Here is a 26,736-nt window from a genome sequence, read left to right as displayed (position 1 = left end):
ACTGGCGTTTTTTTTGCATGAAAAATAACTAACTTTATGTACAAATCAATAATATGAAAAAAACGATCTTAAGCTTTATTACTTTAGCAATAACGACTTCTACAATTGCGACGCCTTATACCGAAACTACTTCAGTATTTAAACAAGTTCCATCGAAACGAATATATCAACCTGACTATCTCATTAAAAAAATAGACCAATCACAGGTGACCATTCACATTCAAAGAAAGAAATATTTGAATGGGATCATCGACTGCCCATCCTTAATTTACTTTGATAAAAAGAAAATTATTTCTCTACATTCATTTGAAGAAACGACCTTATTTCTAAATCCAGATCGTTACTATATTAAATATACGATTAATAATAGCGGTTGTATCAATCTTGAGTTTTATCAAAACGTGCAGCCTGAAATAGATATCATGACCCAAGAGCGACTTATGTTCGGAGAGCATGTTTATGAGTTTTCTATAGGTGAAGAAACTAAACCGAAGTAAGCGTTTTTTTAGTAACAAGCTTTTTAAGGACTTCTGCTACGGCGACCATCGCAAAACTAGAAGTAACCACGACAGCCGACCCATACCCGCCACAACGTAGTCCCGCACTTGGGCAAACATCTGCACTTGAAAATGGATTATCAATGGAATAAACACAGGTAATTCCAAATTTCTCTTTCGGTTTTTTACAAATACCTTTCGAGCGAAGTTGTACTCTCAGCTTCGCAAGCATTGGATCTTGTTCAGTTTTAGATAAATCCGCAACACGAATTTTCAAAGGATCAAGCTTACCGCCAGCTCCACCCGATACGATCAATGGAATCTTGTTAAAACGACAATGCAGCATCAATGCAAGCTTCGCTTTAACATCGTCAATACAGTCTAAAATGATATCAGGTACAACATTCAGTATGTCCTTCACGTTGTCTGGTGTTAGATAATCATCAATCACATTGACTTTAATTCTTGGGTTAATCTGACGACAACGCTCAGCCATCACCTCAATTTTTTCTTGTCCGAGTGTCGAGCTCATCGCAGGTAATTGGCGATTAATATTCGATGCAGCAACGACATCCATATCAACCAAGGTCAACTCCCCGATTCCTGTACGAGCAAGCGATTCAACCGCCCAACTGCCCACACCACCAATTCCAATCACCATGACATGACTTTTCTCATAGTGCGCAAATGAGTCTTCTCCATAAATCTTGGCTACACCCGCAAAACGGCGGTCATATTCATCATTTTGGAGATCAGTCATCACAGGAAATTCTATAGCTTGAGTCAAACCACTATTTTAACGTGTTTATTATCATTTGGGCTATAACGATGATGCATTCGCTTGGCTGTGCTGTTGCTTTTTACTCAATACCATCAAAACGACTAACACAATAAATGTAAGTGATAATGCGAGTAAATTGGCATTGCTCCAACCGAGACTGGTTAAAATCGGCGCAGGTAAAAATGCGCCTAATGTTGCAAATAAAGCAATCACGGTCTCATTCAACCCTTGTACACGATGTTTCTGTTGCTCATCTAAACCAGCGAGCAAAGTTGAAGCCCCAGAGTATGCAAAATTCCATCCGATACCGAGTACGATTAACGCAATATTAATATAGACTCCCGCTTGCCCTAACATTGGAATAAAAGATGACAGCATCAATAAGCCAAAGCCAATATAAATCATCGTATTGATCCCAAAACGTTGAATCAGCTTAGAGACAAAAAAAGAAGGAATAAACATCGCTAAAACATGCAACTGAATCGAAATCGAAGCGTAATGAAACGAATGATGTTCTTTAAGATGTAAAGACGACATGATCATCATGACATTCATAATATAAAAGGCAAATGCGCCACTCATGATCGCGATCACAATCCTATTGAATGGTAGTTTTGCTCGTTGAACAGATGCTATTACGCTTTGTTGGGCCTGTGGTTGTTTCTGTTTGTTATTCCAAAAATAAAGTATCGGCGACAACACCACTGCTAATATACTGAAAATTAAATAGATAAAGGTGAAATCTGGTAAACCACTCACCTGTTGAAACTGAATTGCTAAAACTGGTGCAATCAATGCAGCGACTACCCCACCTGAGATCACCATTGCAGTCGCCTTAGGAATTAATTCAGGTGACAGACGATCTGAGGCAGCAAAACGATAAAAGTTAGCGGTAGAAATAAATAAACCTAAGCAAAAATGGCTCAGACAAAGCAAATAAAATTGTTCCGTTGTTAGCGCAAAATAACCCAAGACTCCCGCACCAAATAAACACAAGACACCGAGCTGAAATACTAAATGACGACCTAATTTTTTCATCAAAAAAGAAAAGATAAAGGTTGTTAATAAAATGGCTAAAAACTGTAAACCATAAGGAATCGTTGCTAGAGCTTGTGTCGGGGCAAGTTTAAGTCCAACAATCGCTGAAACAGTCACGGAAAGTACCGCTGCAATCAAGTTAAATGCTTGAGCAACGAGTAAAAAATACACATATTTAGGTAACTGATTCAAAATGATCATCCCATTTCATTAAGCATCAATACATTAATCTGAAAATAAATCAATTGATATAAAAAAAGATGAAAGTCGAACTTTCATCTTTTAGAAAACAATACATTACCGATTTTAAGCAGCAATTAAATTCCGCAAGACATAATGTAAAATACCGCCTGCTTTGAAGTATTCGACTTCGTTTAAAGTATCGATTCGGCAAAGCACTTTAAACTCAGCTTGGCTACCATCTTCCCGAACGACACTGACATTTAGAGTTTGATGCGGTTGAATATCATCAGAAAGACCATGTATAGAAAGTGTCTCACGTCCCGTTAAGTTTAAAGACTGACGCGTTTGACCATCAACAAATTGTAATGGAAGTACCCCCATTCCAACCAAATTAGAGCGATGGATTCGTTCAAAACTTTCAGCAATCACGGCTTTGATCCCAAGTAGATTGGTACCTTTTGCAGCCCAGTCACGAGATGAACCCGTACCATACTCTTTACCCGCGATAATCACTAAAGGTGTATTTTCTTGCTGATAACGCATAGATGCATCATAAATGGCAAGCTTTTCACCACTTGGAATGTGAATGGTATTGCCACCTTCTTCTCCGCCCAACATTTCATTTTTAATTCGAATGTTGGCAAAAGTACCACGCATCATCACCTCATGATTTCCTCGGCGAGAACCATAAGAGTTAAAGTCTTTCGGTGTTACGCCTTGATCTTGCAAATAGCGCCCAGCTGGACTGTCTTTTTTAATATTCCCTGCGGGAGAAATATGGTCTGTTGTTACGGAATCACCCAACACCGCGAGAATACGAGCCTGATCAATATTAGTAATCGCTTTTGGTGGTTGATTAATTTCCTCAAAAAATGGTGGATGACGAATATAAGTTGAGTCACTTTGCCATGCATAAGTCTGACTTTTCGGGATCTGAATCGCTTGCCATATGGCATCGCCATCAAATACCGCAGCATATTCCTTATGGAACATTGAGGTATTCACTTGTTGTAACACTTGATCGATTTCAGCCTGTGTCGGCCAAATATCTTTCAGGTAAATATCCTGTCCATCTTTGCCTTGTCCAAGTGGCTCAGAGGTCAGATCCGTTCGAATATTACCAGCCAATCCATAAGCAACCACCAAAGGCGGTGAAGCAAGCCAGTTAGTTTTCACCAAAGGATGAACACGACCTTCAAAATTACGGTTTCCAGACAGTACCGATGCGACATTTAAATCATGACATTGAATGGCTTCTTCAATTGGGTCAGGTAAAGGCCCTGAGTTACCAATACAGGTGGTGCATCCATAACCCACAAGGTTATATCCCAATTGATCTAAATATGGTGTCAATCCCGCAGCTGCAAGATAATCTGTGACGACCTTAGAACCGGGTGCAAGTGAACTTTTTACCCAAGGTTTGCGTTGTAAACCTTTTTCAATCGCTTTTTTCGCCAGCAACCCTGCCGCTAGCATCACACTTGGATTTGAGGTATTGGTACATGAAGTAATCGCCGAAATCACCACATCACCATGATTTAATGGATAAGATTTTCCATCAATCATACAAGATGGGCTTTCATGTGGCAGATTGGCTTTTTCAGCAGCAACAGCTGTTCCACCACCACCCTCATTTTCCAACTGCTCTTTTTGCTCTTTAGCAGGTTTAAGTGCAAGCTCCATTAATGAACTAAAGGTCTTTGGAACATCGGAAAGTAAAACACGATCCTGAGGACGTTTTGGCCCCGCTAAACTTGCTTGTACCGTACCCATATCTAGGCTCAACGTATCGGTAAAAATCGGTTCATCACCAAGATTTCGCCACAAGCCTTGCTCTTTACTATACGCCTCAACTAAATCAATACGTTCTTGTTCACGACCCGTTAATGCAAGATAACCAAGGGTTACTTCATCAATCGGAAAAAAGCCACACGTTGCGCCATATTCAGGTGCCATATTGGCAATCGTGGCACGGTCAGCCAGCGGTAGATCAGCCAAGCCATCGCCATAGAATTCAACAAATTTACCCACCACGCCTTTTTGGCGCAGCATTTGAGTAATGGTCAAAACCAAATCTGTCGCAGTAATGCCCTCTTTTAATTTTCCTGTTAATTTGAAGCCAATTACTTCGGGAATTAACATCGATACTGGCTGTCCCAGCATTGCCGCTTCAGCTTCAATCCCACCTACGCCCCAACCTAGTACGCCAAGACCATTGATCATTGTGGTATGAGAATCTGTCCCCACCAAGGTATCTGGAAAGGCAAAGCTTTCACCATCATCGTCCCCAAGCCATACTGCTTGAGCCAAATACTCTAAATTGACTTGGTGACAAATCCCCGTTCCCGGCGGTACGACACTAAAATTATTAAATGCAGATTGTCCCCAACGTAGGAATTGATAACGCTCGCCATTACGTTGCATTTCAATCTCGACATTTTCGGCAAATGCATTTTCATTGGCAAAGTGATCCACCATCACTGAATGGTCAATCACCAAGTCCACAGGCGATAATGGATTAATCAAATTAGGATCACCGCCCGCTTGCGCCATTGCTGCACGCATCGCAGCTAGATCAACAACTGCTGGCACACCTGTAAAATCCTGCATCAGTACACGAGCGGGACGATATTGAATTTCTTGGTCTGAAGTACGCTGTTTCTGCCAATCAACCAGTGCTTGAATATGTTCTACTTTTACACTTTTTTGATCTTCAAAACGGAGTAAATTTTCTAGCAAAACCTTTAATGACTTAGGGAGTTGATCGATATTACCTAAGCTTTGAGCGGCTCGAGATAAACTGTAGATTTGATAAGACTTTGAGCCGACAGTAAGTGTTTTTAATGCATTGAAACTATTGATTTTGCTATATCTGGCCATAAGGTTGCCCTCCCAGTATTGGCGCGTTTGTTTATTATGAATGTCTTATTTAATGTAACCTTGTTTAGAAAAGCATGTGTTCCCTTTTAGTATCTTATTTTTATCGCGATTATTTTCTTATTATCTTAAAAATCTAATTTCAACGCGCTTAATGAATTTTGCCATAATTGTTCAGCCAACGCGTCAATCGGATGATCGAGTGTTTGCGCGAGTGCTTCCAATACATAGGGTAAATTAACTGGTGTATTGCGTGTTCTTTCTTCTGTTGAGGTTTGACAGCATAACGGCGTCATATCGGGACAGTCCGTTTCAATGACCAAGTTTTCGTGACCAATCGCTTGAACAACTTGATGTAATTTCTTGGCATTTGGATTGGTGATTTGTCCCGTCACGCCGATTTTAAACCCTAGTTTTACCAGTGCTTTGGCTTCTTCTACACCACCACTAAAGGCATGGGCAATGCCACCCAACTTAAATTTCTGAGCTTTCAAAATCGCAAGCGTTTCAGCATGTGCCTTACGAATATGCAATAAAACAGGTTTCTGATACTGAGTTGCTAACTCAAGTTGAGCATTAAAATAGTCTTGCTGTTTGGCAAATACATTCAACTGTTTATGTTGTTTCAAGAATGTATCTAAGCCAATTTCACCCACGGCAACGCAATCATACTGCTGCAAGACTTGCTCAAGTCGTTGCAAATGCTCACTCTGATGTTGCTCGATATAAAATGGATGTAAACCTGGTGCAAGATAAGATTGAGGAACAGCATCCCAAGCTTGAAGCTGTTGATGTGTTTGGATCAAATCATCAAAACGAGACGCCAAGAAACCAATTAAAACCAATGACTCCACACCTGCACGTTTGGCTTGTACTGCCAACTGCTGCCGATCATGATCAAAATCGGCAACATCAAAATGGGTATGGGTATCAAAGAGTTTCATCATTGTTACGTCTCATTTCACCCTTGTGATCGCTAAATCACACTTAAAAGCTTAAGTTGCTGTACTTGCAGCAGGTGTCGATGCGGCTGGCGCTTCAACCTGAGGTAAATATTCAGGTTTTAACACCCCTTTTAACTGATCAAAAGGAATCACTAGACGAGGTAAACCTACTACATAAGGGCCAATTTCATATTCGCCATACTGTAAAATAAGCCCCTGCTCGCCTAATAAGAAATTATCTGTCACTTGGAATGGCCAAGCTTCCTCATATTCTTTCGGATCATTGGCAAGTTTAGAATCAACAATCCAAACTTTAAATGCGTCATGTGCCAATTTATCCAAAGTCGCTTTCTGTTTTGGCAACAATAAATCGTTTAGCTGAATCTGTTTTTGATTCTTCAAATCAAAATTGTAATAGTGTTGAGCTGTTGCACCATGCGCACCACCTAAATAGCTACTGCTGTTAAGCACAACAGTCGCCAATGACCCTTTTGACTGTAAAATTTTTGGCTTGATCATTAAACTAATTTGATGACTGCTGCTCAGTGCTTTGAGTTCTTCATCAATTTTAATAAATGCATTGGCATACATCTGTGTTTGCGCATCAAGATTCGGCTTTTGCTCTGTACTTTGTACAGTCGATGATGCTTTATCCGCATCAACAACTTCTAACATATGACTGAGTTGATTTAAAACTTGCTGATCAATCAGTTGATCAATAAACGAGAAATTACTCTGTAAGCGTTCAACTGTAAAATCAGGACACGCATTACCACTGCACTCAGGTAAAGTGACTTGTACTTTTACGGTTTCACCACGCAAAGTCGGCTCAACTTGCTGTTGTTCAACAACTGGCTCTTGCTGTTTATCCTGTGTCTCTTTAGGATCAGATTTCGGTTGGCAGGCAGCGAGCAGAACTGCACACGCAAGAACGCTAAATTTATACAATGTTTTCATCTGAAACCCATTACCGTTGTTTTTCCACAAGATTTTGAAATGCTATCGAACTCAACTCAAAATCACCATAAGCACATGCAATTTCTATACGTATCTAACGAATATTAAAACATTTGCTGATAAATTTCTGGTTGCAGCATCTGTTTAGTTTGTTCAGTTGTCAGGTAAATATCAAGCTGTGGCGCATCTTTACTAATTTCATTGGCACGATAATGTAAACCAATCCCCTCACCATCAAAGAACCAATCTGCTTGCCCCCAATATAGCTTTTTCGGAACTTGTTTTTTCACCTCTAATGACTGTTTCTCCACCCATTTTTGATAATGCGCTTGAACAATATCATTCAATACCAACTGCTTATTTTTCTGAATCACATCCAACACACTAATACTCTTTTGCTGCTTACGATCCGCAACAAAGAAATAATAGCGATCTTTTACTGCAATATCCTCTTGCTTAGAATTCACGCCGATTTGGAGCAACACATATTGATTGCGTTGTGAAGCCATACGGGTGCTTACATGCAATTCATAGGCCTTATTTTGAGAATATTTATCTTTCCATTCATCTGACTTTTTCACATAGGCATTAATTGCTTGCTGTAGGCTTAGATTCAGATTTTGATCAATTTGCTGTTGAATGACCATGGATTGGTTTTTCGCAATCCAACTATCCAGCCATTTATCTTGTGTTTTAATGGTCTGAATATCGATATCAATACAGTTTTTCTTTTCACAAAAAGGCAGCGCATAATCTGCTTTGGCTTCTTTAATATTCAAATACGGTAAGACTTCTGCTTTCTCACTTGGCTCAGCCTGCTGTTCAGCTGATGAAGTGTCCGTTTCATTTTTCTTCTGATGATCACATGCTGTTAAACCGAGTATGGCAACCATTAAGCTCAGACTTAGCAACGGTTTTAAATTCTTCATGTCATCATCCTTTATTTTTAGACTGCTCAATGAAAAACAGCCTCTAAATTAGAAGCTGTTTTCGATTATTCTTAGTGTTCTCGCGTATTGCGGAACTCAATATCAGGCCAACGTTCTTGCATTAATTGCAAGTTTACACGGCTCGGCGCGAGATAGGTTAAGTGACCACCACCATCTACTGATAATTGATCATGAGCTTTTTTCTTGAATTCATTCAAGATTTTTTCATCATCACAATGAATCCAGCGTACTGTATGTACACTTACAGGCTCATAAATACAATCTACTTTATATTCTTCTTTTAGACGGTAGGCAACCACATCAAACTGTAACACACCCACTGCACCAACGATCAGATCATTACTGATTTGAGGCATAAATACCTGAGTTGCACCTTCTTCAGATAACTCTTTCAAACCTTTTTGCAATTGCTTCGATTTCAAAGGATCTTTTAAGCGTACACGACGGAACATTTCAGGCGCAAAGTGTGGAATACCTGTGAAATGTAAGTCTTCACCACTGGTAAATGTATCACCAATTTGAATCGTACCGTGGTTGTGCAAACCAATGATATCCCCAGCCCAAGCTTCCTCTAAGTGTTCACGCTCACCTGCCAAGAATGTTAAAGCATCCGAAATACGTACATCTTTACCGATACGTACATGATTCATTTTCAGGCCTTTTTCATATTTGCCTGAACAAATACGCATAAAGGCGATACGGTCACGATGCTTAGGATCCATATTGGCTTGAATCTTAAAAACGAAACCAGAGAATTTCTCTTCCGTCGCTTCTACAGTACGTTCTTGTGTTGGATGTGCTTTTGGCTCAGGCGCCCAATCAATAAATGCATCAAGTACATGATCAACTGCAAAGTTACCCAAAGCAGTACCGAACAATACAGGTGTTTGCTTACCTTGTAAGAATAGCTCGCGATCTAATGGCTCATTTGCCATTTGTACTAGCTCAAGAGATTCTTCAAATGATGCCCAAGCTAACTCACCCACTTTTTCGCGAATGTCAGCATGGTCATAGCCATCACGTATTTCAATATCTGTGATCGTAGAGCCAAAACCAGCTTTATAGACGTAAAGTTTATTTTCAAGGATATTATAAACCCCTGCAAAATCACGTCCCATGCCCAGTGGCCATGTGATTGGAACACAACGAATTTTTAAGACATTTTCAATCTCGTCGAGTAACTCTAAAGGCTCACGAATCTCACGGTCCATTTTGTTAACGAATGAAATGATCGGTGTATCGCGCATACGACACACTTCCATCAGTTTAATAGTTCGTTCTTCGACACCTTTTGCACCGTCGATTACCATCAATGCAGAGTCAACAGCGGTTAAAGTACGGTAAGTATCTTCCGAAAAGTCTTCATGTCCCGGGGTATCGAGTAAGTTGATGGTGTGCTTTTTATAAGGGAACTGCATCACCGATGTCGTAATCGAGATACCACGTTCTTTTTCCATTTCCATCCAGTCGGATGTCGCAGAACGATCAGATTTACGGCTTTTTACCATACCCGCAACCTGAATCGCCTTACCCCATAACAACAGTTTTTCTGTCATTGTGGTTTTACCCGCATCGGGGTGGGAAATGATCGCAAAAGTGCGTCGTTGGGCAACCTGTGCCGCTAATTCGTCTTTAAAACTCATGAGAAAATCTACAATTTTGTGCACCCACGTATCTTTGCAAATCGAGACAAAGAAAGATGGCATGCGAAAGAATTTGAAATTGGCGCAATTGTAGCAGATTTCTCAGATAGGTTTGTGATTGTTGATATGTCTTGATTTATCCACAAAGTAAGACATGTGCGAAGACAAATTAGCGCTCAATCTGATGTAATTGTTACCCAACGCTTTTAAGGCACATAAATATTTTTAAGCTTTTAAAGCAATTCAATATGACCATGCTCAAAATCAATTCTTTGAAGTAGATCACAAAAACTTCACTCTTTAAGCCGTATAAATAATCAGAGTCTTATTTTGATCAAGCAACTCAAGAAAACTATAAGGCTAAAAACAAAAAATGAAACAACAAAGATTTAAAAATATCAAGGAGATACAAAATGGACTCTCGTCTACTTCTAGCAATTATGCTGAGTAGTTTTAGTGTAGCCGCGTCTGCTTCCAGTCATCGTGAAGCACCATCAATCACTAAAATGCCAAAAGTCGATGCAACGGATTTCTATATGTTCAAGAGTTACGAACCTAACCGTAGTAATTTCGTGACCATACTCGCCAACTATCAACCTTTACAGGATGCTTACGGAGGACCTAATTACTTTTCATTAGATCCGAAAGCCTTGTATGAAATACATATCGATAATAATGGTGATGCGCAAGAGGACATCACATTTCAATTCAAATTTGATCAGGAGTTAAAAGACTTACAAGTCCCTGTTGGTGGTAAAAATATCTCCGTTCCATTATCAAATATTGGCAAAATTACCAATGATAGTAGTTCAGCACAAAATACCGCTGAAACATACACCGTTACAATGATCAAAGGTGATCGCCGCAAAGGAGATCGAAGCGTTCTCGGCTCTTTCAAAAAACCATTCGATAACGTTGGTGCAAAATCAATTCCAAACTATCAAAGCTATGCCAACAGCTTTGTTCAAAACATTAACTTTGGAAGTTGTGGCTCGGGTAAAGTTTTTGTCGGTCAACGCCAAGATCCTTTTGCCGTTAACTTAGGTGAGGTCTTTGATCTGGTAAATATTAAAATTCCTGCGACTCAACTCGCGCCTTCGGGAGTAAATGCAGAAGATCAAGGATTGAATACCATTGCGAATAAAAATGTCACAACAATTGCTTTGGAAGTCCCTCAATCTTGTTTAGTCGCATCTAACGACACAGTCATCGGAGCTTGGACCACGGCAAGTCTGCCTCAAGCCACCTTGTTGAACCCAAATCCTGAAAGCAATCTCACCAGTGCAAGCAAAGTTGGTGGCGCTTGGACACAAGTTTCACGTTTAGGTATGCCTTTGGTCAATGAAGTCGTGATTGGTCTTAAAGATAAAGATAAATTCAATGCGAGTAAGCCTGTAAATGATGGCCAATTTGCAGACTATGTAACCAATCCTACTCTACCAACCCTCATAGAAGTTCTATTTAAAGATGCAACAGGCGGTGCTGTTGTTGCGCCAACAAATTTCCCAAGAACAGATTTAGTTAATGCATTCCTGCTCGGTATTCCTGGCTTAAACCAACCGAAGAATGTCAAAGCATCTGAGATGCTACGTCTGAATACAGCAATTGGTGCTGCTGCAAAAGATCAACAAAATCGGTTGGGTGTTATTGGTGGCGATGCGGCTGGTTTCCCAAATGGTCGTCGACCTGGCGATGATGTGGTGGATATCGAACTGAGAGTTGCGATGGGATTACTCTGCACAATTGATGGGGTAAATACTGCGGTTGGCTGTAAAACAACTGATGCTAAAGCTGGAGGCATTGGCTTTACGGACGGCGCATTACAATCGCCTCAACAGTTTGGCACAACATTCCCCTACTTAAATACTCCAGTCGCTGGCTCTCCATTCAATACAGCTAGTAAATAATGAGGAGTAGTCACCATGAGAAAATTTATTTTGTTGTTCATGGTTGGTATCGGATTAAGTGGATGTGGCGGTGATGATAATAATTCCAAGCCGAATAATAACAACCAATCTAAAAATGACCCCGTACTAAAAGAGACGTTGTCATTGACCAATCAACCTCAAAGAAACTTTGAACAGGCTGAACCTAAAAGTCTTGCTGAGATTTCAGAATCTCCTATAGATAACAAAGCAGAGCCTGTTTCAGTGAAATTTTAAGATGAAGGCCCTTGGCAATCTTTTGCTAAGGGTCTTTATGGGAGTTATAAATGTTAATTCGCCAGCTAACCATTTCCACGATTGCGATATTTTACTTGAGCACGGCTTTAGCTCATCCAAAGCATCACCATGAATATGCATCGGACACATCAGAAGATTCAAATTATTCTGTCTTATTGAAAAATAATCACAACGATGAACTTAGAAATCAGATTGTTAATGTGCTGCTAGAAAAAGCATATTCAAAAGGCGATGGCGCTTTTTTAGAGCAAGCTGAAGAGCTTATGAAATCAAGTCACAACCCTTCAGACATTGAAAATCAATTGCTGCAAACTCGGCTTGCACAGGCAAACCATGAGTTTAATCGTGCAGAAACGATATTAAATAAAATTCTGGAAAAAGACCCTAAAAATTACGATGCTATTTTGCAGCTTGCAAACATCTACAGATTACAAGGGCAATTTAATCAATCTCTAAAATTGTGTAATCAATTAAATCAACAAGATATAAAACTTTATCAAGTCGGTTGTCAGCTACAAGTCGACGCCATGACAAAGAATATTACTGAAATCCAACCGAGAATCGATGAACTTCTTCAGTTAGCGCAACGACTGAATAAAAATGACCAACAGTGGTTAGGCAATATCATGCTTGAAGTAGCCACTCGGTTTAATGATCAAACTCTCGCTAGCCAATCGCTTCAACTACTTACTGTAGATAATTTACCCAATACACTCGCCAAATCTAATTGGTATATTGCTCAACAAGAATATCCAACCGCAATCAAAATTCTCACGCCTTATCGTTATCACGATGGTGCATTGTATCGAATCATCCTAAGCAAACAAAAACTGAATGATCCGCTTGCAAAAAATGATCTCCATGAACTGACACAACGCGTTCAAAACTTGCTCGACCATAAGGATCACATTCATCTCAGAGAACAAGCTCAATATCTATGGATCTCCAAAAAATATGATGAAGGCTTAGATATCGCGGCAAAAAACTGGAATATGCAAAAAGAAAATGATGATTTTGAAGTCTATGCGGCCCTTGCTCTCGCCAGCAACAATCGTGCAAGCACTGAAAAATTATTAAATTGGAGCGATGCAACAGGCTATCAAAATCCCACCTATATTCAAAAATTAAAACAGATGTTAAAGCAACTATGAATCTAAATTCGATAAATAACTGAAAGCATAAACTTATCGTATTTTCATGTTCTAGAAATAAAGACAATTTATAAAATATATGGAATAAAAATGAAAAAAAGAATTTTGTATTGTTTGTTGATCAGTAGTAGTCATTTCTATTTGAGCCAAATAACGCATGCTGGCGGTGAACTGACATCAACGCTTCCAACTATTAAAATCACAGCATCATCAAATGCTGATAGTTCCTTTGGCGTGGCATTTACTTCATCTCAAGGAACAATATCAAAAGAACAAATTGAAACTCGACCTTTATCACGTCCAGCAGAGGTTCTTGAGACAATTCCCGGGGTTATTGTGACTCAGCACAGTGGTAGTGGTAAGGCAAATCAATACTTTTTAAGGGGATTTAACTTAGATCATGGAACTGACTTTGCCACATCGTTTGATGAGCAACCAATTAATATGGTGAGTCATGCACATGGTCAAGGTTACACAGACTTAAACTTTCTAATTCCAGAACTGATTGAATCCATTCAATATCACAAAGGGGCTGTGTCGATTGATGATGGTGATTTTGCATCAGCAGGCACAGCAAAAATTTCGAGTATCCATTCTCTAGATAACCCTTATGCACAAATAACTATAGGTAATCACAATTTACTTAGATTTTTAGCCGTTGGAAACTTAGTTCTTAGTGATGGGGAATTAATTGGTGCAGTTGAAAATATCAACAGTGACGGACCATGGGTGAATCCTGAAAATCTGTCAAAACAAAATGTATTCTTAAAATATTTCACGGGTGATCATAATAAAAATCAATCAATCGGTTTCCAACACTATCAAGCACGATGGGATGCCACTGATCAAATTCCAGAACGGCTTATTCAAAATGGTGAACTTAATCGTTTTGATAGCTTAAATAACAGTGATGGGGGTAAATCTTCTCGTACTGCGCTTTGGTATAATGCTAAAAATTATGAAAAAACTAGGTACTCTACACTTTCCTCTTATGCCATATACAACAAATTGAATCTGTTTTCTGATTTTAGTTATTTTCTAAATGATCCTATCCATGGTGATCAGTTTGAACAGGCAGAAGAGCGGACCATGCTCGGGCTTAAATTTCAAAAAGGCTTATTGAGTGAGTTATCAAATAAAGAGCTTTTGAACTCATTTGGAGCATCTGTCAGATATGATTATATTAATAACCTAGGTCTTTACCAAACAGAAAATCGGCAGCGTTTCAATACCATCAGAAATGATGATGTTCGTCAATGGTCTATTGGCTTATGGGGACAAAATCAAACGACATGGCAATCTTGGTTAAAAACCATTTTAGGCGTTCGGGGCGACTTTTACTCTTTCGATGTAAATTCTGATAATAAAGAAAATAGTGGTCATAAAACTGATCATATTTTCAGTCCTAAAATGAGTATCATCTTAGGACCATGGGATAATATTGAGTATTACATTAATTATGCCTATGGCTTTCATAGCAATGATGCAAGAGGAACAACAACTCGCTTAAACATTGACCCTCGAGATAGTAACTATTTAAGCCCTACTCTTCCCGTTTCGCCATTAGTAAGAACAATCAACTCAGAGTTAGGATTAAGAGCAAAAATTATACCCGAACTCACATCAACCATCGCTTTATGGCAACTTGATTCCGATTCAGAGCTGGTGTTTATCGGCGATGCAGGTACAACAGAAGCCAGTCGACCGAGTAAACGACAAGGTATTGAGATTTCACAATTTTATCAACCAACAGATGCTTGGATAATCGATCTAGATGTCGCTTGGTCAAAAGCAAGGTTTAAAAATAAAAGTGCTGAAGGAGATCATATTCCTGGTGCGATAGAAAAAACGATAGCCGCTGGATTTACTTATAGACTAAATGATCAATTAAATTTTGGCGGTCGTCTACGTTACTTTGGTTCACGCCCCCTGATTGAAGATAATTCAGTTCGTTCAAGTTCATCAACCTTGGTCAACTTGCAAGGCAGCTATCAGTTTAATAAAAACTTCCTAGCACAACTCGAACTATTCAATGTATTTGACCAAAAAACCAATGATATCGAATATTACTATGCATCATGTACTCGCCAAGATCTCAGTGATTCAGCATGCTCACCAAATACGAGCGACCGTGAAGGTATTTATGACAAGCATATTCACCCCACTGAGGGAAGAAACCTCAGAATGACCTTTCGCTATTTATTCTGATCGGTGTAATAAATGCTAAGGAGGAGAACATCATGTGGATTCAAAAACAAATCAACATTTCACAGCGTTCGTTTCTCTTTAGCATACTGGTTCATGCTCTATTACTATCATTCATATTAAAATCAGCACTTTATATAAAAATAGACACTCCCCAAGAAATGAAAGTGGTTTTAATCCCACTCCCTCAAGCATCTCAAAGTCATAAAGAAAATATCGTTTCTGCTAGTCGTACAGATAAGATAAATCAAACCAACGCTGAACCAAAAGACAATACAGTTGATCACACACTCAATGAAAATCCATCGGACTTGATGGATTCTGACACGAAGGAATTAACCAAACAATTAGACGATGATCCCCTCGCTGAAGCACGATATCGAGCTGAGAAAGCAGTCAAAGATGCAAAGATCATTGCTGATGAATACCGTAAAAATATAAGGCCGATTGATGAGCATTCAATTGCTCAGCTCGAGAATCTTTTGGAAAATGAAAATCCAAATACCGATCAAGTTAATCATTTGTATAAAGTTAAAATTTTAACTGACAAAATAAATGATCAAAAATATGAGGAGCTAATCAATAAAGCAGCAATTTTTGAACCTAATGTAGAAGAAAGCAAAAACTTAGTCGAATTAAGAAATAAATTGAATTTGCTTATTGAACAAGAGCTTTTAGGACAAAAAACCAGTGAAAATGCTTTTATCAAATTTACGATTGATCCCGAAAATTTAATCATTGTATTAGAGGTTTCTACAACTTCAAGTGAAACAGAACAGCACTTACAGCGAGAATTAGGCACACTGAACTATGATGTGTTATTTATTAACTCTAATCTAAATGAGAGACCATACTCGATATCATTCGAGCTAGATAATCTATTGACGTTAGATCAGTTAAATCTGGATTGAACCTTGTCTAAAACGAACATTATCTCGAATCAAACACCTCAGTCAGATCCACCTCTTTCGCTAATACAATCATTTGATACTATAAAGCACAGTTTATAAACGACTTCCCTTTAACCTATACGAGAAAAATGATGTCACAACAAGATTATGAAAATGGATTGAAAGTACGTACCGAAGTTATGGGCGAGACATTCGTAAAACGTGCACAAGACAATACTGTTCCGTTTACCCAACCCTTACAAGACTGGATCAATGAACATGCTTGGGGTTCTACATGGCAACGTGAAGATGTATTGCCACGTAAATATCGTTCCCTGATCACCATTGCATTTTTAACGGCGTTGAAAAGCCCAACTGAGTTGAAAGGTCATATTCGTGGCGCATTAAACAACGGTGCGAGTGTTGAGGAAATTCAAGAAGTATTGTTACATAGCTTGCCTTATTGTGGCGCGCCAGCAACTCAAGAAGCCTTCCGAGCAGCGCTTGAAGTAATTAATGAGTATCAAGCTCAAGCTTAGATACAGCAAACTAATCAAATGCCATTTGTTAAATGCCTAATACGATTGATTAGGCTTTTAACTTTTACACAAAGGGAATTTATATCTAGTTTCAATTAAATATCAGTTTAGCGAGATTAATAAACTTTTTGCCATCTCCTTTCTCTCTGCAAATTACTAAGATGTAGAACATGACGAATAGAAAATGCAGTGGAGTAATGAATTGAGCAAGAAAACGCAATCTGATCATCATGGTATACAGTTTCCAATTCCATCTGGAAAGAAGACACCAAGCACAACTCACACTGCTAAACAAATTCTGACCTCAGCACTACGAAGTGTAGATTCACCGTATGTATCAAAACTGATTGCAGAAAAAAACTGGCGCAAAAACTATCCTGTCTATTTTCAGGAATTGGTTGAAGCAGGAATTCAGTCTGTTCAGAATCCGACTCGAATTGCACAACATGGACTGGATACAGCCAAAGCATTATTTAGCTTCAATCGTGATGGCAACAGCGATGCATTAAATCATGCAATGCAAAATATCAAAGAACAGCCTTTTGAAAACTTTATATTACAGGGTACTGGCAATCCCGAAGTAGAACCTTGGTACATTCCTTATCATGGGAAAAAATTACAAGGTGCTGAACTATTAAAACAAATTGATTTATGGGAAAAGCAACAAGTTATCGAACCAAGCCATGCTCAGGCTTTACGTGTATTGCAACAACATCCTGAATGGTTTGATTTATCCAAACGGACAATGGTGCTGTTTGGTGCTGGTTCAGAGGCAGGTCCTTTAAGTTGGCTAGCAAAATGGCGTGCGAATATCATCGCAATTGATCTACCGCAAACTGCGATTTGGGAAAAAATCACCAATGTGGTGAAGCAAGGCAATGCAACCTTAATTGCACCACAAACCCAAACTGCCGATGGCGGACAAACGCTAGGGGCAAATTTGCTCACCCAAACCCCAGAAGTTGCCAACTGGCTAAATACATTTAGTGAAACACTAGACCTCGCGGGTATTGCCTATTTAGATGGTGAAAAGCATGTTCGTGTATCTATCGCCATGATTAGTATCATGGAACAGGTAAGCCAGCAAAAACCAGATAGCAGCATCATGTTTATGCTGACCCCAACAGATATCTATGCGATTCCAAAATCGGTGGTGCAATCAATTGAGCAAAAAGTTAAACAACGCCCTTTGCTTGAGAAAGTCCTGACCAAATCTATTCACAAAATTTCTCTCACCAATTTCTTTAAAGCCAATTCAGAACAATTAATTGCCTCTGATAATGGACAACAATACGGGATATCAGATTGTATGGTGATCGAGCAAGGACCGAACTATGCCCTTGCGAAAAGATTACAACAATGGTTTGCAATAACTGCACGTGCCCGTGGTCAAAAGGCGGTGATTAATATCGCACCATCAACGACAACCCATTCCGTCACGAAGAATCCTATTCTGAAAGCTGCTTTTTCAGGCGCTGATTTATTTAATGTGGAAACATTTAGTCCTGAAACAACCAATGCAATTATGGCTGCATTGTGGATACATGATTTAAATAATCCTGAAAGTGCCGCAAATCCAGAAAGACCACTCGACCATCCACTCGAACTGATCATGGAAAATGCTAATCACGGCGGCTTATGGCATGTCCCTTATTTGGCGAGAACTGCACTGCCATTTGCAGCAGCTTATGGTTGGGTCAGAGAAAAGCTCTAACGCTGAGAAATACAAAATAAAAGCGGAAATCGTAACTTAAGATTTCCGCTTTTTAAAAATGGCTCAATAATCATCATTGAACCATTCACAGTGATATTTACAAACTAGGCTGATTGACACGCATGGACAGTTCCTCAGCGGATTCTTTGCGCTCCGAATAGCGATCAGTAAAATACTGGCTTTGCCCACGCGTCAACAAAGTAAATTTATACAGCTCTTCCATCACGTCAACGATTCGATCGTAATAAGAAGATGGTTTCATTCTCCCATCCTCCTCAAACTCTAAAAATGCTTTTGGAATTGACGACTGATTTGGGATGGTAATCATCCGCATCCAACGTCCTAAAATACGCATTTGATTCACGCTATTAAACGACTGCGAACCACCACTCACCTGCATGAGTGCCAAGGTCTTTCCTTGCGTTGCACGAATTGCACCGCCAGCCAGAGGAATCCAATCAATTTGTGACTTAAAAATTGAACTCATCGAACCATGACGTTCTGGCGAACACCACACCATGCCTTCAGACCACGCCAATAATTCATGTAACTCTTTAACTTTTGGATGTTCTAAATCTGCATCTTCAGGCAATGGCAATCCTTTCGGGTGAAAGATTTTCACTTCAGCATCTAGATATTGCAAAATACGTCCGGCTTCCAACACAGCCAAACGACTGTATGACCGCTCTCGATTAGAACCATAAAGCAATAAAATACGAGGTGGATGATCAAGCTCTACCGCCTGAATTTGTTTAAATGCAGGTTTTGCTAGAAGCGCTACATCCAAATTTGGCAGATTAGAATCAATTGTGTTCATGTGCAAAATACTTCTTCTTTAACCAAAGCGAAACGGAAACTAATGCAATCAGCACAGGTACTTCAACCAAAGGGCCTATGACTGTTGTGAACGCCACAGGCGAAGCCAAGCCAAATGTCGCAATCGCAACAGCAAGGGCCAACTCAAAATTATTCCCAGCAGCCGTAAAAGAAATTGCCGTTGTCCGTGGATAATTATTTCCCATCGACTTACTCATAAAGAAGCTGATAAAGAACATCACCACAAAGTAAATCGTCAATGGAATCGCAATACGCAGCACATCCATCGGCAGGCTTACTACATCAGCACCTTTAAGACTAAACATAGCAACGATAGTAAAAAGTAATGCTGCTAAGCTTAATGGGCTAATTTTCGGTAAGAATTGAGTTTGATACCATTCCGCTCCTTTTGCACTTATCAACACAAACCGTGTGATAAATCCAAGGAAAAATGGAATACCTAAATACACCAACACCGCATGGGTAATAGTCCAGAAATCAACTTGAATAACTTGCCCAGCAATACCGAAGTATGGCGGTAAAAAAGTCAGGAATAACCAAGCATAGGTACTAAAAAACAGAATTTGGAAAATACTATTGAATGCAACAAGAGCCGCCACATATTGATTATCACCACATGCTAAGCCATTCCATACCAATACCATCGCAATACAACGCGCTAACCCGATTAAGATTAACCCTGTCATATATTCTGGATAATTGTGTAGAAATACGATGGCCAATATGAACATCAATACAGGGGCAATAATCCAGTTTTGTACCAAAGATAAAGTTAGTGTTTTTTTATCTTTAAACACTTCTGGCAAAGTCGCATAGTCAACTTTCGCCAGCGGTGGATACATCATTAAAATCAGTCCAATCGCAATTGGAAGATTGACCGAGTCATAACTCATCTGATCAAGTGCAATAGATGCCTGAGGAAAAAATACGCCAATTGCTACACCTAAACCCATCGCGATAAAAATCCACAGCGTAAGGTTTCGATCTAAAAAGGATAAACCTGATTTAGCCATATCTGTGTCCACTTATTCGATGTGAGAAATTTGATTGATTGCATTGATCAATTCTGCTCGCATCATGGCAGCAGTATTTAAGTCAAACAGTGCATCTAAACGACGATTAATATGATCAACCGTCACGCGGAATGCTTGTAGCTTTTCATCTTTAGGAACATCAAGATGTGAAGGATCAGCCAATCCCCAATGTGCTTTAATTGCTCCACCGAGATATAAAGGGCAGGCTTCTTGTGCTGCTGAATCACAAACAGTAATCACCACATCAAGCTGATATTGCTCACAATCATCTATCGTTTTGCTCCACAAGCCATCAGTAGAAAGACCTAAACTTACTAATGTCTCAATCGTTAACGGATGGACTTGCCCAGAAGGTTTACTGCCTGCGCTATATGCCTTCCAGCCTTCTGGTGCTCGGCTATTGAATAACACTTCAGATAAAATGCTACGGCAACTGTTGCCTGTACATAAAAACAGAAATTTCATAATGTATTACTCACAATAGCTTTGCGTCGAACATGCTGGCAAAGTGGCTAAATGATTTGGTGAATGCTGTACGAGGACATTTAATATCTCGTAACACCATGCAGGTAATTGAGCCGAAAGACTGTAGTAAACCCACTGCCCTTGACGACGATCTTGCAATAATCCAGAAGAACGCAATAGCGCAAGATGACGCGAAATCTTCGGTTGGCTGAGTTGCAGCTTTTCAGTTAAATCACAAACGCACAGTTCTTTATTTTCAGTCACTAAGGTGACAATACTGAGACGTGTTTCGTCAGCCAAACATTTAAAAAAACTCACCTGATCCATATCAAGCCTCTTATTTTTTAATACATTTTTTATTGAATACGCTGTCCATTTTCATCAACCACTTGCTCACCATCTTCTTTGGTGAATGCCCCTTGTTGAGCAATCGGCAAAATATCCAATACGATTTCAGATGGTCGGCATAACCGTGTTCCAACTGAAGTCACGACAAATGGGCGATTGATCAAAATTGGATACTGCAACATAAAATCAATCAGTTGCTCATCTGACCAGTCTTCTTGCGCTAAATTCAAATCACGATAAGGATCAACATTGCAGCGAATAGCAGCTCGCACAGACAAATCAGCATCTTGAATCATTTGAATAAGCTCTGCTTTAGACGGTGGCGTTTGCAGATATTCAATAACTGTCGGCTCTACACCTGTATTACGAATTAGCCCCAACGTATTACGTGATGTACCACAGGCAGGGTTATGATAAATTTTGATAGATTCTGTATGTGACATGATGGTCTTACTAGATAAATTTTTATATATTTATATTCGAATATCCGTATATATGCAATATCATATATTCTATTTTTAGAAGTTTCTTATGCCATGCACACATTCAACAAAGTATTATGAAAACCGAAAGAAAAACTCAAAATCGCGATAATTGATCATTTTGGAAAAGAAGTTAAGCATCTGAGTCACTGAGCTTATGCCTTTTTTCTTCTAATATGCCGCTACTAACATAGCAACCTCAGAGTTTTTGTTCGATGACTCAATTGCCAAAAGTTAAACAAGCTTTGCTTAACTCACTTACTGCTAAAAAAATCTTAAATAGTCGTGCTGGTCAGCAAACACGCCATATTCTCTCAAATGCAACTGACCGTGTCTTGCGCGGTCACCAACTGGCGCTTTCAGGGCAAACACCGTATGACGTGATTTACCAACGTGAAATTATTAGCTTGCGTCACTACAAAACAGAAAATGAAAACAGCAGCTCCAAATATCGCGTTCCACTTGTCATTATTCCGCCTCTTGCAGCAAATACTTTAGTCTTTGATTTATTTCCAGATCGCAGTCTGATCCGTTTCTTTCTCGCTCAGGGCTTTGATGTTTATATGATTGACTGGGGAACACCAAGTCTACGCCAAGCCAAATATAACTTTGGGACCTACATCAAAATCTTTATGCCTGATTTTCTTCAGCAGATTCGTGAACACAGCGGTCAGCAACAACTATCTTTATATGGTTGGAGTTTAGGTGGCGCAATTTCACTATGCTATACATCATTGTTTAAAGATAAAAATATTAAAAACTTAATGATCCTCGCCTCTCCGATCAATACACATAAATCAGGATATATCGGCAAGCTATATCAACGCCTGAATACGCCTGCACAATGGGTTCGGACAAATACCAATTTTAGGATTCGCCAAGTTCCTAGCCGTTTTTTCCACATTCATGGATGGCAGAATACTCTTGGTTTTAAACTTACAGATCCAATTGGTAACTTTAAAAACTATTGGGTTTTATTGAAGAACCTCAACGATCGCCAATTTGTCATTAACCATGCGACATCAAGTTCATTTGTAGACAATATGCTGGCTTACCCCGGTGGTGTGATGCGTGACATCATTCTAAGATTCTGGATTGATAATGAACTCTCAACGGGTGTAGTCAAGTTCGGAGAGCAAACCGCTTATTTCAAAGATATTGATTGCTCTGTACTCGCAATCGGTGGCGATACCGACATCATCGTCACAACTGAGGCCGTTAGACCATTAATGAGCTTGATCAGCAGTGAAGATAAAGAATTTAAAATCGTTCCAGGTGGTCATATGGGCTTGGTTTCAGGTAGCCAAGCACCGCAAACTGTTTGGCCTGTCGTGTCGGAATGGTTAGCTAAACGCTCAGACTAATCAAAAAGCTAAAATAAATAAAAAAGGTTGCTGGTGATTTATCAACTCAGCAACCTTTTTATTTTGAGGTAATTACTTGATTAAGCAAAATGATGATGCTGATTCAGCACTAAACTTTCTACATTGACAGGGATACCAAGTAAATAACCTTGTAATTGATTACAGCCCAAACTTGTCAATATATCTGCTTGCTGTTGCGTTTCTACACCTTCAGCCGTCACAACGAGACCCAACTTTGCAGCAAGGTGAATGATACTTTCGAGGATTGCCTCTTCTTTAGAGTTCGGCTGTAAATCAGTTAAAAAACCACGATCAATTTTAAGTTCATCAATTGGTAAATCTTTTAAATATAAGAAGCTTGAATAGCCTGTACCGAAATCATCAATTGCTATTTTAATCCCTAACTTACGTAATCGCTCTAAGGTTCGAATGCTCGAATCAATATGATGCATCGCTGTAGATTCAGTAATTTCAAGGATGAGGTGTTCAGGTTGAATTTGATATTTTTCTAATAATTTTTCGAGTACACAAAATAGTTTTTTATTTTCGAACTGCAAGGCTGATAAATTCACGGCGATTGGATAAAAGGTACTGTTACTCTGCTCCCATTTTTGAATTTGCTGGCAAGCTTGTTCTAGTGCCCAATACCCCATTGGTATAATAAGTCCTGTTTTCTCCGCCCCCTCAATAAACATTTGTGGAGTAAGCAGCCCTAAACTTGGGTGTTTCCAGCGGATTAATGCCTCAACACCACAAATTTCATAATTTGCAGTAAATTTAGGTTGATAGAAAAGCACAAATTGCTGTTCCTCAACCGCTTTGTATAAATCATTAATCAATTTAGACTGACTGCGAACGTCTTGCTGATCACTCATCGAATGGAAAATCGTATACGTATTTCTTCCCTGCTCTTTGGATGCCAGCATGGCAACATCCGCATTGATCAGTAAATCTTGAACATTGGTTCCATGCTCAGGATACATCGCAATTCCAAGACTAGCGGAAATATTGATTTCTTTATTTGCAATGAGATAGGTTTCTTGAATGAAATGAAGAATTTCTTCGGCGAGTTGCATCGCTTCATTCATATCTGTATTTTCAGAAATCAGAACAAACTCATCACCACCAATGCGAAATAACTTCTGAGAGGGTGTTAACTTATCATGTAAACGATTTGCCATTTTGATCAGGAGCTGATCACCAATATGATGTCCGAAAGCATCATTCACAGATTTAAAGCGATCTAAGTCAATATATAAAAAAGCGGCTTTTTGCTCGCTTAAACGATGATGGCTAAAGATGACTTCTGCGTAATCAGTTAAAAATAAACGGTTCGGTAATTTGGTTAATGAATCATGTAAAGATTGAGCTGCAAGCTCTCTATTGATTCTTGTAAGTTGTAAATTACGCTGTTCTAAGCGAGCTTCAAGCACAGCCACCGCAAAACCTGCAACGAAAACCAAACTCGTAATAAAGATAATGGTGAACAGTAATACACTTTGTTCTGTCTGAGCGGCACTGAGAACTTTTGCGATACTCTCATCAAAAGAGGTTGCGGCCATTCCTGTGTAATGCATACCGACGATGCTCAATGCCATGAGCACTGCAACAATCGCTTTCAGTCCAGTTCGATACTTTACGGCTGTCTTATATTTAAAAACGAATAAAAAGCTAAGCCCAGAACCACAAATCGCGATCAAAATCGAACAGATCACCAGTAAAGGATCGTAACGCATTTGGTGATGTTCAACAGATAGCGCAAGCATCCCTGTGTAGTGCATCCCCGAAATTCCCAGCCCCATAAAAACTGCGCCAAGAATTAAACGCGGCATCGGTAATGTTGGACGGGTTGTTAACCAAACAGCAAAGACAGAAGCAATAGCCCCAACGAGATAAGAAAGTATGGTTAAACTAACGTCAAAATTATAGCCTTCTGGCAAGTGGCTAGCCAGCATTCCCACAAAGTGCATTGCCCATATTGCTAATCCTAAGATTAAGCCGCTCGTCACCAAAATGCTTTTTTCAAACTTTTTATAAGCTGCTTTGAAAACGAGTTCTTCCATTGAAACTGCAGCATAACAAGTTGCTACTGCAACCAGAATGGAAACGATGACCAATGTGCTATCGTAATCAACGTGTACCATAAAGGACTTCCATGATTATTCAGTACTTTTTTTTATTTGTTGAGCGAATTGCTCAAAATCAGAACGATCCTTCACACTCAAAAAAGATACAAATTGTGTATTCATAAACTTTCCTTAACAATAACATCATCTAGCATAAGGTCAAGTCTTTTTCACTTTATAAATCAATAGAATAAAAACATATAATCATTTCAAACCAATGAAAAGTATTGTTTTTTTATTACAACTTTTTGACCAAAAGACTTAATTATTTTAGCTAGATATTTTTAAAATTAAACTTTGTATTTTCTTGTTGATTTTAAATTGAACTGCAATATCGAAGAATGCAGCAATCTTGTTGTTTTTGTCACGTTTAAATCGCTTTGATTCGCCATTTAACATTTCTATATTAGGCTTTTTTTTAATCAAAATTGTTATAACTCTGTTATCAAAATAAAAAAGCCCCGTATTCAACGAGGCTTTTTGGGATAAATGAAAAACTTAGTTTTTCTCTTTATCTACGATTTTGTTTGCTTGAATCCAAGGCATCATCGCACGTAATTTATTACCTGTAACTTCAATACCGTGAGCAGCATTTTGACGGCGGCGAGCAGTCATTGATGGGTAGTTCAACGCACCTTCTTGAATGAACATCTTCGCATATTCACCAGATTGGATACGTTTCAATGCATTACGCATAGCTTCTCGAGACTGTTCGTTGATTACTTCAACACCAGTTACGTATTCACCATATTCAGCATTGTTAGATACTGAATAGTTCATGTCAGCAATACCACCTTCGAACATCAAGTCAACGATGAGTTTAAGCTCATGTAAACATTCGAAGTAAGCCATTTCTGGTGCATAACCAGCTTCAACCAAAGTTTCGAAGCCCATTTTAACCAATTCAACAGCACCACCACAAAGAACTGCTTGCTCACCGAATAAGTCAGTTTCAGTTTCTTCACGGAAAGAAGTTTCGATGATACCAGTACGACCACCACCTACGCCTGATGCGTAAGAAAGCGCAACGTTACGTGCATTCCCAGAAGCATCTTGGTGAATTGCGATTAAGTCAGGAACACCTGAACCACGTTGGAATTCTGAACGTACAGTGTGACCTGGTGCTTTAGGCGCAACCATAATTACGTCTAAGTCCTTACGTGGAACAACTTGGTTATAAAGAACAGAGAAACCGTGAGCAAATGCTAACGTTGCACCTTCTTTGATGTTTGGCTCAATTACGTCACGATAAAGCTGAGCTTGGAACTCATCTGGAGTCAAGATCATCACTAAGTCAGCTTGAGCAACAGCAGCTGGAACTTCAGATACTTTAAGACCAGAGTTTTCAGCTTTTTTCCAAGACGTTGAACCAGCACGTAAACCAACAGTTACGTCTACGCCAGAGTCTTTCAAGTTAAGTGCGTGAGCATGACCTTGTGAACCATAACCAATGATCGCAACTTTCTTACCTTGGATGATAGATAAGTCACAGTCTTTATCGTAAAAAATTTGCATCTGTTTTCTCCGC

Annotated in this window: 23 protein-coding genes; 9 read left to right on the top strand and 14 right to left on the bottom strand. The window is 39.2% G+C overall.

The window, feature by feature from the left end:
* Nucleotides 1-53: 53 nt before the first annotated feature.
* A complete protein-coding gene (locus ACF8D3_RS10555; RefSeq protein WP_392471450.1) occupies nucleotides 54-497 on the top strand; it encodes a hypothetical protein in 444 nt (147 codons plus the stop codon).
* Here ACF8D3_RS10555 and ACF8D3_RS10550 read toward each other — a convergent pair.
* From ACF8D3_RS10550 to ACF8D3_RS10520, 7 genes are all read right to left on the bottom strand, one after another.
* Nucleotides 484-1,257 (bottom strand): ThiF family adenylyltransferase, encoded by a 774-nt coding sequence (locus ACF8D3_RS10550; RefSeq protein ID WP_392471448.1) that lies wholly within the window; start codon nucleotides 1,255-1,257, stop codon nucleotides 484-486. The genes ACF8D3_RS10555 and ACF8D3_RS10550 overlap by 14 nt on opposite strands.
* 60 nt (nucleotides 1,258-1,317) lie before the next feature.
* Complete coding sequence (locus tag ACF8D3_RS10545) at nucleotides 1,318-2,517, bottom strand: MFS transporter (RefSeq protein ID WP_392471447.1); 1,200 nt, start codon at nucleotides 2,515-2,517, stop codon at nucleotides 1,318-1,320.
* Between the two features lie 105 nt (nucleotides 2,518-2,622).
* The gene (gene acnA, locus ACF8D3_RS10540; protein ID WP_007479433.1) at nucleotides 2,623-5,379 is read right to left on the bottom strand and encodes an aconitate hydratase AcnA; all 2,757 of its coding nucleotides are present in this window, start codon (nucleotides 5,377-5,379) and stop codon (nucleotides 2,623-2,625) included.
* Between the two features lie 125 nt (nucleotides 5,380-5,504).
* Complete coding sequence (locus ACF8D3_RS10535) at nucleotides 5,505-6,320, bottom strand: TatD family hydrolase (protein WP_171253744.1); 816 nt, start codon at nucleotides 6,318-6,320, stop codon at nucleotides 5,505-5,507.
* A 51-nt stretch (nucleotides 6,321-6,371) separates the two neighbouring features.
* The gene (locus ACF8D3_RS10530; protein ID WP_061392054.1) at nucleotides 6,372-7,277 is read right to left on the bottom strand and encodes an RsiV family protein; all 906 of its coding nucleotides are present in this window, start codon (nucleotides 7,275-7,277) and stop codon (nucleotides 6,372-6,374) included.
* Between the two features lie 104 nt (nucleotides 7,278-7,381).
* Nucleotides 7,382-8,206, bottom strand: a complete 825-nt coding sequence (locus ACF8D3_RS10525) for a hypothetical protein (protein WP_061392053.1) — start codon at nucleotides 8,204-8,206, stop codon at nucleotides 7,382-7,384.
* Between the two features lie 71 nt (nucleotides 8,207-8,277).
* On the bottom strand, nucleotides 8,278-9,870 hold the full coding sequence (locus ACF8D3_RS10520) for a peptide chain release factor 3 (RefSeq protein WP_007479426.1): 1,593 nt from the start codon (nucleotides 9,868-9,870) through the stop codon (nucleotides 8,278-8,280).
* 413 nt (nucleotides 9,871-10,283) lie between these two features.
* Here ACF8D3_RS10520 and ACF8D3_RS10515 point away from each other — a divergent pair, with 413 nt between their 5' ends.
* From ACF8D3_RS10515 to ACF8D3_RS10485, 7 genes are all read left to right on the top strand, one after another.
* A complete protein-coding gene (locus ACF8D3_RS10515) occupies nucleotides 10,284-11,777 on the top strand; it encodes a DUF4331 domain-containing protein (protein WP_061392052.1) in 1,494 nt (497 codons plus the stop codon).
* Nucleotides 11,778-11,792: 15 nt separating this feature from the next.
* Nucleotides 11,793-12,032, top strand: coding sequence for a hypothetical protein (locus tag ACF8D3_RS10510; protein ID WP_007479423.1), 240 nt, complete (start codon nucleotides 11,793-11,795; stop codon nucleotides 12,030-12,032).
* A gap of 50 nt (nucleotides 12,033-12,082) precedes the next feature.
* On the top strand, nucleotides 12,083-13,204 hold the full coding sequence (locus ACF8D3_RS10505) for a lipopolysaccharide assembly protein LapB (protein ID WP_061392051.1): 1,122 nt from the start codon (nucleotides 12,083-12,085) through the stop codon (nucleotides 13,202-13,204).
* Between the two features lie 90 nt (nucleotides 13,205-13,294).
* A complete protein-coding gene (locus ACF8D3_RS10500) occupies nucleotides 13,295-15,412 on the top strand; it encodes a TonB-dependent receptor (protein ID WP_061392050.1) in 2,118 nt (705 codons plus the stop codon).
* Between the two features lie 32 nt (nucleotides 15,413-15,444).
* Nucleotides 15,445-16,320, top strand: a complete 876-nt coding sequence (locus ACF8D3_RS10495) for a hypothetical protein (protein WP_061392049.1) — start codon at nucleotides 15,445-15,447, stop codon at nucleotides 16,318-16,320.
* A gap of 131 nt (nucleotides 16,321-16,451) precedes the next feature.
* Entirely contained in the window at nucleotides 16,452-16,838 is a 387-nt protein-coding gene (locus tag ACF8D3_RS10490; protein ID WP_061392048.1) for a carboxymuconolactone decarboxylase family protein, read from the top strand.
* 184 nt (nucleotides 16,839-17,022) lie between these two features.
* Nucleotides 17,023-18,552: a hypothetical protein gene (locus tag ACF8D3_RS10485; protein ID WP_392471445.1), complete on the top strand. Its 1,530-nt coding sequence runs from the start codon at nucleotides 17,023-17,025 to the stop codon at nucleotides 18,550-18,552.
* 97 nt (nucleotides 18,553-18,649) lie between these two features.
* Here the strand turns inward: ACF8D3_RS10485 and arsH are convergent, their stop codons facing one another.
* The 5 genes from arsH to arsC are packed head-to-tail and all read right to left on the bottom strand — an operon-like array spanning nucleotide 18,650 to nucleotide 21,679.
* Complete coding sequence (arsH, locus tag ACF8D3_RS10480) at nucleotides 18,650-19,369, bottom strand: arsenical resistance protein ArsH (RefSeq protein WP_392471443.1); 720 nt, start codon at nucleotides 19,367-19,369, stop codon at nucleotides 18,650-18,652.
* On the bottom strand, nucleotides 19,356-20,402 hold the full coding sequence (gene arsB, locus ACF8D3_RS10475) for an ACR3 family arsenite efflux transporter (protein WP_007479409.1): 1,047 nt from the start codon (nucleotides 20,400-20,402) through the stop codon (nucleotides 19,356-19,358). Before arsB ends, arsH begins: the two co-directional genes overlap by 14 nt.
* 12 nt (nucleotides 20,403-20,414) lie before the next feature.
* On the bottom strand, nucleotides 20,415-20,888 hold the full coding sequence (locus ACF8D3_RS10470) for an arsenate reductase ArsC (RefSeq protein ID WP_392471439.1): 474 nt from the start codon (nucleotides 20,886-20,888) through the stop codon (nucleotides 20,415-20,417).
* A gap of 6 nt (nucleotides 20,889-20,894) precedes the next feature.
* On the bottom strand, nucleotides 20,895-21,215 hold the full coding sequence (locus ACF8D3_RS10465) for a metalloregulator ArsR/SmtB family transcription factor (protein WP_061392045.1): 321 nt from the start codon (nucleotides 21,213-21,215) through the stop codon (nucleotides 20,895-20,897).
* Between the two features lie 29 nt (nucleotides 21,216-21,244).
* Nucleotides 21,245-21,679: an arsenate reductase (glutaredoxin) gene (arsC, locus tag ACF8D3_RS10460; RefSeq protein ID WP_392471436.1), complete on the bottom strand. Its 435-nt coding sequence runs from the start codon at nucleotides 21,677-21,679 to the stop codon at nucleotides 21,245-21,247.
* A 254-nt stretch (nucleotides 21,680-21,933) separates the two neighbouring features.
* Here arsC and ACF8D3_RS10455 point away from each other — a divergent pair, with 254 nt between their 5' ends.
* On the top strand, nucleotides 21,934-23,082 hold the full coding sequence (locus tag ACF8D3_RS10455) for an alpha/beta fold hydrolase (RefSeq protein ID WP_061518828.1): 1,149 nt from the start codon (nucleotides 21,934-21,936) through the stop codon (nucleotides 23,080-23,082).
* An 80-nt stretch (nucleotides 23,083-23,162) separates the two neighbouring features.
* Here ACF8D3_RS10455 and ACF8D3_RS10450 read toward each other — a convergent pair whose 3' ends face one another.
* Nucleotides 23,163-25,226 carry a putative bifunctional diguanylate cyclase/phosphodiesterase gene (locus ACF8D3_RS10450; protein WP_392471434.1) on the bottom strand — a complete coding sequence of 688 codons (2,064 nt, stop codon included), beginning with the start codon at nucleotides 25,224-25,226 and terminating at the stop codon, nucleotides 23,163-23,165.
* 480 nt (nucleotides 25,227-25,706) lie between these two features.
* A complete protein-coding gene (gene ilvC / locus ACF8D3_RS10445) occupies nucleotides 25,707-26,723 on the bottom strand; it encodes a ketol-acid reductoisomerase (RefSeq protein WP_004881670.1) in 1,017 nt (338 codons plus the stop codon).
* Between the last annotated feature and the right edge of the window lie 13 nt (nucleotides 26,724-26,736).

The organism is Acinetobacter sp. YQ_14 (assembly GCF_043102985.1).
In the GTDB taxonomy this organism is placed as follows: Bacteria; Pseudomonadota; Gammaproteobacteria; order Pseudomonadales; family Moraxellaceae; genus Acinetobacter; species Acinetobacter venetianus.
This window is presented reverse-complemented; position numbering and strand designations above follow the sequence as displayed.

Excerpts from the sequence above, each read along its gene's own strand:
- ACF8D3_RS10555 (WP_392471450.1), top strand. The coding sequence starts at position 54 with ATGAAAAAAACGATCTTAAGCTTTATTACTTTAGCAATAACGACTTCT.
- ACF8D3_RS10550 (WP_392471448.1), bottom strand. The coding sequence starts at position 1,257 with ATGACTGATCTCCAAAATGATGAATATGACCGCCGTTTTGCGGGTGTA.
- ACF8D3_RS10545 (WP_392471447.1), bottom strand. The coding sequence starts at position 2,517 with ATGATCATTTTGAATCAGTTACCTAAATATGTGTATTTTTTACTCGTT.
- acnA (WP_007479433.1), bottom strand. The coding sequence starts at position 5,379 with ATGGCCAGATATAGCAAAATCAATAGTTTCAATGCATTAAAAACACTT.
- ACF8D3_RS10535 (WP_171253744.1), bottom strand. The coding sequence starts at position 6,320 with ATGAAACTCTTTGATACCCATACCCATTTTGATGTTGCCGATTTTGAT.
- ACF8D3_RS10530 (WP_061392054.1), bottom strand. The coding sequence starts at position 7,277 with ATGAAAACATTGTATAAATTTAGCGTTCTTGCGTGTGCAGTTCTGCTC.
- ACF8D3_RS10525 (WP_061392053.1), bottom strand. The coding sequence starts at position 8,206 with ATGAAGAATTTAAAACCGTTGCTAAGTCTGAGCTTAATGGTTGCCATA.
- ACF8D3_RS10520 (WP_007479426.1), bottom strand. The coding sequence starts at position 9,870 with ATGAGTTTTAAAGACGAATTAGCGGCACAGGTTGCCCAACGACGCACT.
- ACF8D3_RS10515 (WP_061392052.1), top strand. The coding sequence starts at position 10,284 with ATGGACTCTCGTCTACTTCTAGCAATTATGCTGAGTAGTTTTAGTGTA.
- ACF8D3_RS10510 (WP_007479423.1), top strand. The coding sequence starts at position 11,793 with ATGAGAAAATTTATTTTGTTGTTCATGGTTGGTATCGGATTAAGTGGA.
- ACF8D3_RS10505 (WP_061392051.1), top strand. The coding sequence starts at position 12,083 with ATGTTAATTCGCCAGCTAACCATTTCCACGATTGCGATATTTTACTTG.
- ACF8D3_RS10500 (WP_061392050.1), top strand. The coding sequence starts at position 13,295 with ATGAAAAAAAGAATTTTGTATTGTTTGTTGATCAGTAGTAGTCATTTC.
- ACF8D3_RS10495 (WP_061392049.1), top strand. The coding sequence starts at position 15,445 with ATGTGGATTCAAAAACAAATCAACATTTCACAGCGTTCGTTTCTCTTT.
- ACF8D3_RS10490 (WP_061392048.1), top strand. The coding sequence starts at position 16,452 with ATGTCACAACAAGATTATGAAAATGGATTGAAAGTACGTACCGAAGTT.
- ACF8D3_RS10485 (WP_392471445.1), top strand. The coding sequence starts at position 17,023 with ATGCAGTGGAGTAATGAATTGAGCAAGAAAACGCAATCTGATCATCAT.
- arsH (WP_392471443.1), bottom strand. The coding sequence starts at position 19,369 with ATGAACACAATTGATTCTAATCTGCCAAATTTGGATGTAGCGCTTCTA.
- arsB (WP_007479409.1), bottom strand. The coding sequence starts at position 20,402 with ATGGCTAAATCAGGTTTATCCTTTTTAGATCGAAACCTTACGCTGTGG.
- ACF8D3_RS10470 (WP_392471439.1), bottom strand. The coding sequence starts at position 20,888 with ATGAAATTTCTGTTTTTATGTACAGGCAACAGTTGCCGTAGCATTTTA.
- ACF8D3_RS10465 (WP_061392045.1), bottom strand. The coding sequence starts at position 21,215 with ATGGATCAGGTGAGTTTTTTTAAATGTTTGGCTGACGAAACACGTCTC.
- arsC (WP_392471436.1), bottom strand. The coding sequence starts at position 21,679 with ATGTCACATACAGAATCTATCAAAATTTATCATAACCCTGCCTGTGGT.
- ACF8D3_RS10455 (WP_061518828.1), top strand. The coding sequence starts at position 21,934 with ATGACTCAATTGCCAAAAGTTAAACAAGCTTTGCTTAACTCACTTACT.
- ACF8D3_RS10450 (WP_392471434.1), bottom strand. The coding sequence starts at position 25,226 with ATGGTACACGTTGATTACGATAGCACATTGGTCATCGTTTCCATTCTG.
- ilvC (WP_004881670.1), bottom strand. The coding sequence starts at position 26,723 with ATGCAAATTTTTTACGATAAAGACTGTGACTTATCTATCATCCAAGGT.